A 12,572-nucleotide genomic window follows, 5' to 3' on the forward strand; every position below is an offset into this window, starting at 1 on the left:
AACGATCGCTCACGGTCGCGGAGCTGTCAATCGGATTCGGCAATCTTCGCAAAGCTCATCTACGCCAAAGGCGTTGAAAATCACTCCGGATGTGGTTACGGTCACTCTGAACATTCGTTCATTCGACTTCGTATTCGAGGACCACGCATGAGATCCGATCTTCCGAACGACATGCAGCAACTGCTCGACGACATCGACCACTTCATCGACACCGAGATCGCACCCCTGCAGGCGGAGAACGACAACGAACGCTTCTTCGACCATCGACGCGAATGGGCGCGCACCGACTTCGAAGCCGGCGGCCTCCCCCGCCCCGAATGGCACGAACTGCTCTCGGAGATGCGACGTCGCGCCGACAAGGCCGGTTTCCTCCGCCGTGACCTGCCCACCGAGGTCGGTGGCGCCGACGCGAGCAACTTCGAGATGGCGGTCGTGCGCGAGCACCTCGCGCATCGCGGCCTGGGATTGCACAACGACCTGCAGGATGAATCGTCGATCATCGGAAACTTTCCCAGCTTCCACCTGGTCTGGAAGTTCGGCACCGACGACCAGCGCAGCGAGTTCGCCGAGGCCCTGATCACCGGCGAGCGTTTCCTCGGCTTCGGCCTCACCGAACCCGACCACGGATCGGACGCGACGTGGATGGAGACGACTGCCGTCCGCTCCGGTGGCGATTGGATCATCAACGGCGCCAAGCGGTGGAACACCGGGATGCACATCGCCACTCATGATCTGGTCTTTGCGCGCACCAGCGGCGAACCGGGACAGGCCCGCGGCATCACCGCCTTCCTCGTCCCCGTCGACACGCCCGGGTTCTCCGTCGACCTGTTCCGGTGGACGCTCAACATGCCCACCGACCACGCCGACGTGTCCTTGCGCGACGTCCGGGTACCCGACTCGGCGATCCTCGGCGAGGAAGGTCGCGGACTGGAGATCGCGCAGAACTTCGTGCACGAGAACAGGATCCGACAGGCCGCCTCGAGTCTCGGCGCAGCCCAGTACTGCATCGACGAAGCGGTCTCCTATGCCCGCGATCGCGTGACCTTCGGCCAGCCTCTCGCAGCCCGCCAGGCCATCCAGTGGCCGCTGGTGGAACTGCACACCGACGGCGCGATGCTGCGCGAGCTGATCCGCGTCACCGCACGTGACCTCGACACGCGCTCGCACATGGAGGTCTCCGATCGCGTCTCGATGTGCAACTACCGCGCCAACCGGCTCGTGTGCGATGCCGCCGATCGGGCCATGCAGGTCCACGGCGGCATGGGATACAGCCGTCACCTGCCCTTCGAGCACATCTACCGCCACCATCGCCGCTACCGGATCACCGAGGGTGCCGAGGAGATCCAGATCCGCAAGGTAGCCGGTCACCTGTTCGGATTCACCGGAAAGAAGAAGTGACATGATCGATTCCCTCGCGGCGCACCGCACGCTCGCCCACGGTGAACAGCTCGCCCGCCAGGCACGACAGCGGCCGGAGACTATCGCCCTGAGCTTCGGCGACAGTCACCTCAGCTACCGGCAACTCGACGAACGGGTCAACCGTCTGGCCCGGGCCCTGCAGGCTCGTGGTGTGTCGAAGGGTGATCGTGTCGCAGTCCTGATGCACAACCGGCTCGAGGTGGTCGAATCCTATCTGGCCGTTCTGCGACTCGGGGCGATCGTGGTGCCGGTCAACTTCCGTCTCGTCGCCGCCGAGGTCGAGTACATCCTCTCCGACAGCGGCGCCGAGGTGCTCGTCGTCGACGAACCGATGACGTCGCTCGCCGCAGAACTCACATCCCGGCTCGTGCGGACCGTGCTGGTCGCCGGCGGTGATGCGAGCCGGGTGTCCGAGACCGCGCTGGACTACGAGTCGGTGCTCGATCCGGACGACTCCTCGTTGGACATCGTCGTCGACGACCACGATCCGGCCTTCATCATGTACACCTCCGGGACCACGGGCCGCCCGAAGGGCGCGGTACTCAGCCACCTGAATCTTGCGATGAACACGGTCAATTCGATGATCGAGCACCAGGTGAAGACCGAAGGTGAGGTGTGGTACTCGGGTCTGCCGCTGTTCCACATCGGTGGGCTCAACGGCATCCTGATCTATCTCATGGCCGGCGGACGGTCGATCATCGCGCCCTCGGGCAACTTCGATCCCGTCTCGACGATCGACACCCTCGAGCGGGAGCAGGTCACGTCCTGCTATTTCGTTCCCACGCAGTGGAAGGAACTGTGTGCCGTTCCCGCGGTGCGCGACCGGAAGCTGACTCTGCGCCGCATCATGTGGGGCGCATCCGTCGCTCCGCCCTCGGTGCTCTCGGCGATGGCCGAGACCTTCCCGAACATCCCCACGCTCAACGTGTTCGGGCAGACGGAGATGAGTTCGGTGACCTGCATCCTCCGCGGTGAGGACGCCATCCCCAAGATGGGGTCGGTCGGCACACCGATCGTCAACGTCGAGGCCCGCGTCGTCGACGGCAACGGCAACGACGTGCAGCAGGGTGACGTCGGCGAGATCGTCTATCGCGGACCGACTGTCATGCAGGGTTATTGGAACCGACCCGACGCGACGGAGGAAGCGTTCCGGGGTGGCTGGTTCCACTCGGGTGACCTTGTGCGCCAGGATGAGGACGGCTTCCTCTTCGTCGTCGACCGCGCGAAGGACATGATCATCTCCGGCGGCGAGAACATCTACTGCGCCGAGGTCGAGGCGGTCATCGACCAGCATCCGGGTGTCGCGGAGGTGGCCGTCGTCGGGGCACCGCACCCGAAGTGGGTGGAGACCCCGGTCGCCATCGTCGTGCCCACCGATCCGAACGATCCTCCCTCGGAGGAGGACGTCATCGAGTTCTGCCGCAGCCGGATGGCCTCGTACAAGAAGCCGACCTCGGTGGTCGTCACCGACTCCTTGCCCCGCACCGCGACCGGCAAGGTCCAGAAGTTCCGCTTGCGCGAATCCCTGTCCGCGAACTGATCCCGCTTCACGAACGGAGACACGATCTCATGGGTAGAACCGCTGAAGGCACATTCACCGACCAGACCTGGGCTCCCCCGGTGTTCAGTGTCGACGAGAACGGCAAGGTCATCGGGCTGACGAACGACAACGTCCCGAACAACTGGGGTCGCTGGGGTGACCAGGACCAACGTGGCACCGCGAACTTCATCACCCCCGACGTCGTCCGCGCTGCAGCGGGACTGATCCGATCCGGCAAGTCCATCAGCCTCGCCGTTCCCCTCGACTCCACCGGCCCCGTGCACCCGACGCGCCCCAATGTGGTGCACTTCTTCGGCTACAGCGGCGCCGACTGGACGGTCGGAACCGAACTCGGCCGCGTCGCTCCCGGCTTCCAGGGCGCCGACGACTACATCTTCATGCCGCTGCAGGGCAGCACCCAGTGGGACGGTCTCGCCCATATCTTCAGCTCCGACGCCATGTACAACGGGTTCTGGATGGGCAACGTCGAGGGCGTGGCCGGCGCGAAGAAGTGCGCGATCAGCAACCTCAAGGACTCGTTGACCAGCCGTGGCGTCCTGCTCGATCTGCCGAAGTACCGCGGGGTGGAGCGCTGTGAACCGGGTGTTCCGATCACCGCCGCACAACTGGACGGATGCGCGCAGGCCCAGGGCGTGGAGGTGCGCACCGGAGACATCCTCACCATCCGCACCGGACACGTGCCGTGGTTCTACTCGCTCACCGACAAGAGCGAGTTCTGGGGTGCCGGCGCACCGGGCCTCGGCGCGGATACGGTCGCGTGGATCCATGAGAAGGAGATCGCCGCTTTGGCCGTGGACAACGTCGCGGTCGAGGTGGAACCTGCCGAGGAGGGCGGCGTCTACCCGCTGCACGCACGCCTGATCCGCGATCTCGGACTCACCCTCGGCGAGATCTGGTGGCTCGAAGAACTGGCCGCGGAGTGCGCCCGCGAAGGCCGCTACGAATTCTTCCTCACCGCATCGCCGTTGAACATCACCGGTGGAGCAGGGACGCCGGTGAATCCGACCGCCATCTTCTGACGCTGTCTTCGACTCCTCCGAATCCGGAGCGAACGGCTGCGCCTCTCGCCGACAGAACCTGGCCGGAGGCGCAGCCGTTTTCGTTCCGGGTGTTGCGCCCATCACATACTCGACGTAACCTCGGTCACAACTTGACACACCGTCAAGTAATCTCGACTGGTCGTCCAGCCGCGTTTCCCCACGATTCATTGCCCGACTCGGCTCAGGACGCACGCACACAAAGGACTCCCCCATGGCGTTCACCCTCCCCGACTCGAAGCTCCCCCTCGACCTCGACTTCGACCCGCACCACCTGCGCGAACGCTTCGAGGTGGACAAGAAGAAGCGGATCCGGCCCGACACCCTCGCCCAGTTCCAGGGACTCTCCGACGTGCTCGAGGTCGACGATCACGACCCCTTCGTCGAGCCGATCAATCGCGAACCCGTCACGGAGGAACTCGACGCCCTCGTTCTTGGCGGCGGCTTCGGCGGACTCACCGCCGGCGCCTACCTCACGCAGAACGACATCACGAACTTCCGCATCGTCGAATACGGCGGCGACTTCGGCGGCACCTGGTACTGGAACCGGTACCCCGGTGTGCAGTGCGACATCGAATCGCATATCTACATGCCGCTCCTCGAAGAAACGGGATACGTCCCCACCCAGCGATACGCCGACGGCTCCGAGATCTTCGAACACGCCCAGCGCATCGGACGCCACTACGGCCTCTACGAGCGGACCTACTTCCAGACCCGCGCCACGCAGGCCACCTGGGACGAGGCCGAGCAGCGCTGGGAGGTGACCACCGATCGCGGCGACCGTTTCCTCACCAGATTCCTCCTGCGTTCGAACGGCGCACTGACCAAGCCGCAGCTCCCCAAGGTCCCCGGCATCGGCGACTTCACGGGCAAGATCTTCCACACCAGCCGCTGGGACTACGACTACACCGGCGGATCGCCCGCCGGAAACCTCGAGAACCTGCGCGACAAGCGCGTTGCCGTCGTCGGCACCGGCGCCACCGGCGTCCAGGTCGTCCCCTACCTCGCCGCGGACGCGAAGGAACTCGTCGTGGTCCAGCGGACGCCGAGCGTCGTGCAGCCTCGCAACAACCGGAAGACCGACCCTGCTTGGGCGGCGTCGCTGAAGCCGGGCTGGCAGTACGAGCGGCACGACAATTTCAACGGGATCATCTCCGGCCACGACGTCGAGGGCAACCATGTCGACGACGGCTGGACGCACCTGTTCCCCGCCCTGAAGGGGCAGCATCTGCTCGAGACGCCCATGGCGGAGTTGTCGGCGGCCGATCAGGCCGTCGTCGCCGAGATCGCCGACATGCAGCTGCTCATGAGCGCACACCGTCGGATCGATTCGATCGTCACCGACCCCGCCGTCGCCGACGGGTTGAAGCCGTGGTTCGGATACATGTGCAAGCGGCCCTGTTTCAACGACGAATACCTCGACGCCTTCAACCGTGAGAACGTGACGCTCGCGGCCGCGCCGACGGGCATCGACGGCATCACGGTCGACGGCATCGTCGTCGGCGGCAAGCACTACGAGGTCGACTGCATCGTGTTCGCGACCGGATTCGAAACCGGCTCCGGCCCCGCCGGGATCTACGGCTACGACGTCCTCGGACGCGACGGCCGGTCCATGCAGGAGTACTTCTTCGACGGCGCGAAGACCATGCACGGCTTCTTCACGCATGGCTTCCCCAACTTCGTCGAGCTGGGCATGAGCCAGACCGCCTACTACGTCAATTTCGTGTACATGCTCGACCGGAAGGCCCGGCACGCGGCGCGCCTGATCCGGCACGTGCTGAACGAAGGGATCGGCGCGTTCGAACCGACCGTCGAGGCCGAGTCCTCGTGGGTCGCGAAGGTCCGCGCATCGAACGAACCGCGCGTGGCGTACTGGGCGGCGTGCACGCCCGGCTACTACAACGGTCAGGGCGACGTGTCGAAGGCGGTATTCAACGAGGTCTACAACTCGAGCGAGATCGACTTCTGGAACATGATCGAGGACTGGTGGGAGGCCCGGGAGTTCGAGGGTCTGAGGTTCGAGCCGTCTCGTTCGGCGGTCCCCGTCGAGGTCCAGGCCTGATCCCGTCTCTATCGGGACGTGAAGCGCTGTGCCGTGTGGCCACTGTTCGGTCGTCGACCGCGCAGTGGCCACACGCGCTACCGGCGGCGCACCGGATAGCGCAGGTGGAGAACCCTGTCGCCCTGGATCACCACATCGGGATCCTCCAGCAGGTGCTGCGCGTGGACCGAACCGAAGTAGCGCTTCCCGGATCCGAACACGACGGGCACGACATCCATGCGCACCTCGTCGACCAGGCCGGCGGCAAGCACCTGGCCTCCGACCTCGCCGGCGGCGACCTCGACGGTGCGGTCACCCGCGAGTTCCTGCGCCGTGGTCACGGCCGCGTCGATGCCGTCGACGAAGTGGAACGGCGCCTCGGGGTGCCATCCATCGGGCCTCGGGCGGTGCGAAACGACGACCACGTGGTCGACCCCGGCCGGCGGTTCTCCATCCCAGCCGTCGGTCATGTCGAAGACGTGCCGACCGGCGATCGTCACCCCGATCTCGTCCCAGTACGGCCGGATGTAGTCGTAGGAGGTCCGGGACACCTTCACGAAGCCGCTGTCGTCCAACGGAACGTCGCCGCTGGTCAACCAGTCGAACAGCGGTCCGGGCTGATCGTTCTCGTCCGCGATGAAGCCGTCCACCGAAACCGAGGCGTACATGACCACTTTGCCCATGGAGCCCTCCTTGGCACGCGACGTGCCCGACGCTACCTCCGGAGCAGGTCCTGCCTGCCCCGATCCGACCGCAACGCGACACTAGGATGCGAGCCATGGAGTCGACCAAGTCCCCGTCAGCGGTGAGCCGCGGGGATGCCGGAGCGCGGATACCCGACCAGGACGTCGGGCGACGTCGGCGGATTCCGCGCGGCGAGGTCCAGCGGCAATCCATTCTCGACGCGTTCGAGCGGTGCCTGCGCGAGATTCCGGCCGTGGACATCTCGGTCAAGGACATCACCGAAGCCGCGGGAATCAAGCGACCGAACTTCTACTTCTATTTCGAGTCCAAGGACGAGGTTCTCGGCGAACTGGTCGGCAGAGCATGGGACGACTGGGCAGACAGCATCGGCGGCTACCACCGCCGCGCCGGTGAGTCCCACGCCGACTATTTCGACCGGCTCTTCGGCACGTCCTATCGCGCCTGGGTCGAGCGCGACCGCGTGATGGTCGCCGGCCTGCAGGCGGTCAACTACGACGACAAGCTCAGCGCTCGGTGGACGTCGCTGGTCACCGAGCTCAACGGCCGACTCGCGGCGCAGATGAGCCGGGATGCCGCTGCCGGGGAGATCACCCCACTGTCGGACGACCACGAGGGTCTCGTCGCGACGCTGACCGACATGATCGTCATGGCGTTCTTCAAGGACCGGTCGCTCAGGCCGCCCGAAGCCGAGTCGAGACGGATGCTGGCCAATGTGAAGACGATCTGGCTCGGAACGTGGGGCGCACCGAACCCGCCGTCGCATCGAATCGACTGATACGGCGGCGTGACGTCGTCGTGGGTGCGACCCGCCCCCGCCCTCCTCAACTACCGCAAGGCAATTCGTTCTTCCGGTACCTCTTCACCTTCGTTCCGTCGATCGTTCAGAACAGCCCGATTGCTCGAATGATCAGACCGCCGGCCACCATCAGGGCCACGACCACTGCGATCACGATGGCGACGAGGGCGCCGGCACTGCGGCGCTGTGGCGGTTCGTGCTGCGGACCGCCCACAGAGGTCTCGGCGGGCGGAGTATCTCCGGGCGCCACCCCGCCCCCGGGTTCGAGACCAGGAGTGTTCGCGGGATCGGGGTTCTGCGGGTCGAACTCGGACGCGTCGGGATTCTCGTCAGCCATACTCTCCTGTACCCGATAATCGGCGCGCAACGCCTCGACTTTCTTCTACGCGACGCCGAGCGCGTGGGTTCGCGGGTACAACGCCTGGGACAACGATTCGATGATCCCGGAATCGACGTGGCCACCGATGCGCCCGGATAAGCTGACAACGGCCGAACGATACACCGCTGCAGGCTCCGGGAGCCGGTAACGCCGTTGTTCCCAAGCCTTTTGACCTCGGGAGGAATCATGACCGACCCACAGCAGGATCCGAACAAGGACGAAGGCCAGAAAGGCCCGGCGGACGGCGGCGCAGTCGGCGGCCCGGGCGTTCACGACGGTGGCGCTGACGGCGGTGCCGATGGGGGCGCCGACAGCGGCGGCGACGGCGGAGCCGATGGGGGCGCCGATGGCGGGGCTGACGGAGGAGCCGATGGCGGAGCCGACGGCGGCAGCTGAGTGTGAGGACTCCTCGCACCGCGCCCAGGACTCCGGCGTCGAAACGGACGCCGGAGTCCTGGAAACCCGCCTGATCGACATCGGTCGGGAGAAGTTCGCGTCCGAGATCTGGGGGCGGGCACCACTGCTGACGCGTCGCGCCGGCACATTCACCGACCTGTTCTCCGTCGAGGCAGTCGACGAACTCATCTCGCGCCGAGGACTTCGCACGCCCTTTCTTCGCGTCGCCAAGGACGGGACGACACTGCCGGACTCGTCGTTCACCTCCCCCGGCGGTGTCGGAGCGACCATCTCCGACCAACTCGACGACACGATGCTCTGGCGCCACCTCGCCGACGGTGCCACCCTCGTCCTGCAGGCACTGCACCGCACGTGGGAACCGATCTCGCAGTTCGGCACTGCTCTGAGCGACGAACTCGGACATCCCGTCCAGGTCAACGCGTACATCACTCCACCTCGGAACCAGGGGTTCAGCCACCACTACGACGTCCACGACGTCTTCGTCGTGCAGATCGAGGGAACGAAGAGGTGGGTGATCCACGAGCCCGTCCACCCGGCGCCGCTACGCAATCAGCCCTGGACAGATCACCGCGCCGCTGTCGCCCGAGCCGCGACAGAGCCGGCGTGCATCGACACGGTGCTCGAACCCGGCGACTGCCTCTATCTGCCGCGCGGCTGGATCCATGCCGCCGAGGCCCGAGGGGAAATCTCCATCCACCTCACTGTCGGCATCCACACGTGGACGCGCCACGCACTCGCGGAGCATCTGACCCGAGCAGCACTCGCTGCGCTCGGCGACGATCCCGGGATGCGCGGCGCACTGCCCATAGGACTCGACGACCCGGGCGACGAGATCACTGCTGTCCGTGAGTATCTCATCGCCGCACTGGCCGAGGCGGACGTCACCTCCCTGTTCTACCGTGCCCGGCGGGAGCAGGCACGCCCGGCACCACTGGGGCCGCTCGCCCAATTCGCCGCCGTCCACGATCTCGGCCCCGACACCACGGTGAAACTCCGCAGCGCACTGTATGCGTGTCTGGAAGGTTCGCACCTGGTCACGCGTGTCGGCCGTGTCGCCGTGCGGGACGATGAACTGCCGTCTGTCACGCGCCTGCTCGACGGCGAACCCCACCCGACGAAAAGCCTCGGAATCGACCTGGTCGAGCGGCTGTTGCGCGCAGGGATCCTCGTCCCCGCGGAACCGTGACGGTGCACTGTGGCCTCAGCCGAACGCTTCTTCTGCGCAGACAGTGCCCGACTGCGGGGTGATCCGATAGCCGGCACGACCCCGCGCGGATTCGTCTGGGTCCTCGTCGAATATCGGGGCAGATGGCCGGTGAACGGGTTCGAGGGGCTCGATCTCGACGCCGCGACCAAAACGGCTGTGTTCTCTGCCGCGCAGGCTGCACGCGCACGAATACTGCTGGTCAAGCGTCCGGGCCGTCGTCGCCGCGGTGGGCACGACCAGTGGGCGGTGCTCCGTCGCGAGACCTCGGGCGCGGTGCGTCAGCAATGGGGAACGTGGGATCGCGAGGAGGATCTGACGCAGATCGTCACCGCCCTCGAGACTCCCGGCGACCTCGGCGGCCCCTCGGTCCTCTTGGTCTGCGCTCACGGTCACCACGATCCGTGCTGCGCTGTGCGTGGACGGCCGGTCGCACGCGCTCTGGCCGAACGCTGGCACGACCAGGTCTGGGAATGCTCGCACGTGGGCGGAGACCGGTTCGCAGCCAACGTCGTCGTCGTACCCGACGGTGTCTACTACGGCGGTCTCGACGCCGAATCGTCCGTCCTCACGATCGAGGAACACTTCTTCGACCGGATCCACCACCACCATCTACGCGGCTACACCGATATGTCTCCGCCTCAGCAGGCCGCGCTCGCCGCCACGCTCCGACGCTTCGGTCCGGCCGGGCGCAGTGATTACGTGATCGCCGAGAGTGTGCGCGAGGGTGATCGCTGGCGGGTCCAGCTCGCCGGTCGTGCACCACACCCGGAGCGTGTCGACGTCGAACTGCAAGCCCACCGCACTCCCCCGTGCCGATTGACCTGTCGTGGAGCGCCGACGGGTTCGGTCATGGTCTACGAACCCACCTCCGTCCGCGCGGTGTGAGCGGACGGCCGCACAACCAGCCGCAGGTCGTCACCCCAGCTCTTCCTCCGCCTTCGCCAGAGCCGCGAATTCCTCGTCCGGGGAGTTCGCGACGAGGTGGTGGCGGCTGTAGAGACCGAAGTAGACCATGAACGCCGCGAACGCGGCGAACGTCCACAGAGCTGCGACGGGATCGACGAGGAAGGTGGCCACCACAGCGGCCGCTGCGATCACCAGCGCGAACGACGTCGTGACGACACCGCCGGGCGTGCGGTACGGACGCCGCATCTCGGGTTCGCGCACGCGCAGCACGATGTGGCTGACCATCATGAGTACATAACTCACGGCGGCACCGAAGACCGCCATGTTGAGAAGCATCGCGCCCTCACCGGTCAGCGACAGGACGAAGCCGATCACGCCGGGCACGATCAACGCGAGCATCGGCGCCTTGCGGGAATTCGTCACCGACAGACTCGTCGGCAGGTAGCCGGCGCGGGACAACGCGAAAGTCTGCCGCGAGTACGCGTACATGATGGAGAAGAAGCTGGCGATCAGACCGGCGAGCCCGATGTAGTTGACGACCTTGGCCGCTGTCCCGTCGCCCAGCGCCTCGACGAGCGGGTTACCCGAGGTCGACAACCCCTCGGCGCCCAACGCACCGGTCGCCAGGAACAGCACTGTCGCTCCTGTCACCAGGAGCACCAGCATGCTGGAGATGATGCCGCGGGGCACGTTCTTCTCGGGCTCGCGCGCTTCCTCCGCGGCGAGAGGAACGCCCTCGATCGCCAGGAAGAACCAGATAGCGAACGGGACCGCGGCCCAGATACCGAAATAGCCGAACGGCAGGAAGCCCGAGGCACCGACGGCATCGGTCGGCGCGATGTCCGTGAGATTGTCGGACTCGAACAGACCAACCGCGGAGATCGCGAAGATCACGAGTCCGACAAGTGCGATGGCGGTGATGACGAACATCGCCTTGAGCGCTTCGCCCGCACCGGTGAGGTGGATGCCGATGAAAATGGCGTAGACAGCGAGGTAGATCCACCATCCGTCGGTGATCCCGAAGATGTTCAACGATTCGACATAACTGCCGATGAACGTCGCGATGGCTGCAGGTGCGATCGCGTACTCGATGAGAATGGCCGTGCCCGTGGCGAATCCACCCCAGGGGCCGAGTGCACGGCGGGCGAAGGTGTATCCGCCGCCCGCGGCCGGAAGCGCCGACGACAACTCGGCCATCCCGAGCACCATCGCGAAGTACATGCCCGCGATGACCACGCCGGCGATGAGCAAGCCGCCGAATCCGCCTTCGGCGAGTCCGTTGTTCCATCCCGCGTAGTCACCGGAGATGACGTAACTGACACCGAGTCCCGCCAGGAGCACCCACCCGGCGGTTCCTTTGCGCAATGAACGTTTTTCGAGGTATTCGCTCTTCTCGGCATGGAAGTCGGCGCCGTCGTGATGCTTACGGGTTCCCGAACTCTTCGATGGTTCTACGACTGACATTCCGTCTCCCTGAAGCGATCGGTTCGTACGGCGGCATCACGCCGCCACGGTGGTGGAACGTTGCGCGATCCGCGGCCGGCGTGCATGGGCTACCTCCTGGTCATGGAGAGAATCGCGCAACGAGATGGAGTGCCGTCGTGTAACTCGGATGATCCAGCATCCTCCCGGGCGAACAGGGTGTCTGTTCGTTTCTCGAGTATCGGAGAAGACTGTTGCAACTCCGTTGCGGGCCTGTAATGGAACGCGCGGTTATGTAGCCTGCGGGCGGTCCCCTACCCATCGACGACACGTGGAGGATTCGAGGTGACTGCGCTGCTGCTGGCGGTAGCGATCGTGGCCGTGGCGGCGTTCGGATGGGGCACATCGGTGGTCTACAACGCTCATCGAAGGGTCGTGCGCCGATCCGAAGGTCCGCTCTCTGCCACTGGGCGTACCCGGGTGAAGACAGGGCGCAATGTTGCGGTCGCCGGACTGGTCGTCGGAGCTCCGAGTCTGGCGATCGCGCTCCTGCCGACCATGGACAAGATGGTCGTGGTGATCGTCGTTGCGCTGCTGATGCCCGGCCTGTTCCATCTGACACGCGAGACCCTCGCCTACCCGGTGGGCGAGCACTGAGACTGCGGATACGACCATCGGTTGT

At 65.7% G+C, this 12,572-nt stretch carries 12 protein-coding genes; 9 read left to right on the forward strand and 3 right to left on the reverse strand.

Annotated features, from left to right (window positions below; genetic code table 11):
* Positions 1-147 precede the first annotated feature (147 nt).
* The 4 genes from B9C99_RS19430 (at position 148) to B9C99_RS19445 (ending at position 6,079) form a co-directional block, all read left to right on the forward strand.
* Positions 148-1,398 carry an acyl-CoA dehydrogenase family protein gene (locus B9C99_RS19430; protein ID WP_016690764.1) on the forward strand — a complete coding sequence of 417 codons (1,251 nt, stop codon included), beginning with the start codon at positions 148-150 and terminating at the stop codon, positions 1,396-1,398.
* 1 nt (position 1,399) lies between these two features.
* Positions 1,400-2,959, forward strand: coding sequence for a long-chain-fatty-acid--CoA ligase (locus B9C99_RS19435; protein ID WP_016690763.1), 1,560 nt, complete (start codon positions 1,400-1,402; stop codon positions 2,957-2,959).
* A 29-nt stretch (positions 2,960-2,988) separates the two neighbouring features.
* The gene (locus tag B9C99_RS19440; protein WP_088898997.1) at positions 2,989-3,999 is read left to right on the forward strand and encodes a cyclase family protein; all 1,011 of its coding nucleotides are present in this window, start codon (positions 2,989-2,991) and stop codon (positions 3,997-3,999) included.
* Positions 4,000-4,231: 232 nt separating this feature from the next.
* Entirely contained in the window at positions 4,232-6,079 is a 1,848-nt protein-coding gene (locus B9C99_RS19445; RefSeq protein WP_088898998.1) for an NAD(P)/FAD-dependent oxidoreductase, read from the forward strand.
* A gap of 77 nt (positions 6,080-6,156) precedes the next feature.
* On the opposite strand, the gene B9C99_RS19450 is transcribed toward B9C99_RS19445, so the two are convergent.
* Positions 6,157-6,741, reverse strand: a complete 585-nt coding sequence (locus tag B9C99_RS19450; protein WP_016690760.1) for a dihydrofolate reductase family protein — start codon at positions 6,739-6,741, stop codon at positions 6,157-6,159.
* A 95-nt stretch (positions 6,742-6,836) separates the two neighbouring features.
* Between B9C99_RS19450 and B9C99_RS19455 the strand changes: the two genes are divergently transcribed.
* Positions 6,837-7,538: a TetR/AcrR family transcriptional regulator gene (locus B9C99_RS19455; protein WP_172415012.1), complete on the forward strand. Its 702-nt coding sequence runs from the start codon at positions 6,837-6,839 to the stop codon at positions 7,536-7,538.
* Between the two features lie 106 nt (positions 7,539-7,644).
* Here B9C99_RS19455 and B9C99_RS19460 read toward each other — a convergent pair whose 3' ends face one another.
* On the reverse strand, positions 7,645-7,896 hold the full coding sequence (locus B9C99_RS19460; protein WP_060653111.1) for a DUF6480 family protein: 252 nt from the start codon (positions 7,894-7,896) through the stop codon (positions 7,645-7,647).
* 228 nt (positions 7,897-8,124) lie between these two features.
* Here B9C99_RS19460 and B9C99_RS19465 point away from each other — a divergent pair, with 228 nt between their 5' ends.
* The 3 genes from B9C99_RS19465 to B9C99_RS19475 are packed head-to-tail and all read left to right on the forward strand — an operon-like array spanning position 8,125 to position 10,447.
* On the forward strand, positions 8,125-8,334 hold the full coding sequence (locus B9C99_RS19465; protein ID WP_088899000.1) for a BatC protein: 210 nt from the start codon (positions 8,125-8,127) through the stop codon (positions 8,332-8,334).
* Positions 8,309-9,541 (forward strand): cupin domain-containing protein, encoded by a 1,233-nt coding sequence (locus B9C99_RS19470; protein WP_172415013.1) that lies wholly within the window; start codon positions 8,309-8,311, stop codon positions 9,539-9,541. The genes B9C99_RS19465 and B9C99_RS19470 overlap by 26 nt, the downstream gene beginning before the upstream one ends.
* 9 nt (positions 9,542-9,550) lie before the next feature.
* On the forward strand, positions 9,551-10,447 hold the full coding sequence (locus B9C99_RS19475) for a sucrase ferredoxin (RefSeq protein WP_088899001.1): 897 nt from the start codon (positions 9,551-9,553) through the stop codon (positions 10,445-10,447).
* A 30-nt stretch (positions 10,448-10,477) separates the two neighbouring features.
* Here the strand turns inward: B9C99_RS19475 and eat are convergent, their stop codons facing one another.
* Positions 10,478-11,932: an ethanolamine permease gene (eat, locus tag B9C99_RS19480; protein ID WP_088899002.1), complete on the reverse strand. Its 1,455-nt coding sequence runs from the start codon at positions 11,930-11,932 to the stop codon at positions 10,478-10,480.
* Between the two features lie 303 nt (positions 11,933-12,235).
* On the opposite strand from eat, the gene B9C99_RS19485 reads away from it, so the two are divergent.
* Complete coding sequence (locus B9C99_RS19485; protein ID WP_088899003.1) at positions 12,236-12,547, forward strand: hypothetical protein; 312 nt, start codon at positions 12,236-12,238, stop codon at positions 12,545-12,547.
* Positions 12,548-12,572 lie beyond the last annotated feature (25 nt).

This window comes from Rhodococcus sp. BUPNP1 (assembly GCF_002215235.1).
In the GTDB taxonomy this organism is placed as follows: Bacteria; Actinomycetota; Actinomycetes; order Mycobacteriales; family Mycobacteriaceae; genus Rhodococcus.

Coding starts and splice junctions, on each gene's coding strand:
- B9C99_RS19455 (WP_172415012.1), top strand. CDS start 6,837: ATGGAGTCGACCAAGTCCCCGTCAGCGGTGAGCCGCGGGGATGCCGGA.
- B9C99_RS19465 (WP_088899000.1), top strand. CDS start 8,125: ATGACCGACCCACAGCAGGATCCGAACAAGGACGAAGGCCAGAAAGGC.
- B9C99_RS19445 (WP_088898998.1), top strand. CDS start 4,232: ATGGCGTTCACCCTCCCCGACTCGAAGCTCCCCCTCGACCTCGACTTC.
- B9C99_RS19460 (WP_060653111.1), bottom strand. CDS start 7,896: ATGGCTGACGAGAATCCCGACGCGTCCGAGTTCGACCCGCAGAACCCC.
- B9C99_RS19450 (WP_016690760.1), bottom strand. CDS start 6,741: ATGGGCAAAGTGGTCATGTACGCCTCGGTTTCGGTGGACGGCTTCATC.
- eat (WP_088899002.1), bottom strand. CDS start 11,932: ATGTCAGTCGTAGAACCATCGAAGAGTTCGGGAACCCGTAAGCATCAC.
- B9C99_RS19430 (WP_016690764.1), top strand. CDS start 148: ATGAGATCCGATCTTCCGAACGACATGCAGCAACTGCTCGACGACATC.
- B9C99_RS19440 (WP_088898997.1), top strand. CDS start 2,989: ATGGGTAGAACCGCTGAAGGCACATTCACCGACCAGACCTGGGCTCCC.
- B9C99_RS19470 (WP_172415013.1), top strand. CDS start 8,309: ATGGCGGAGCCGACGGCGGCAGCTGAGTGTGAGGACTCCTCGCACCGC.
- B9C99_RS19435 (WP_016690763.1), top strand. CDS start 1,400: ATGATCGATTCCCTCGCGGCGCACCGCACGCTCGCCCACGGTGAACAG.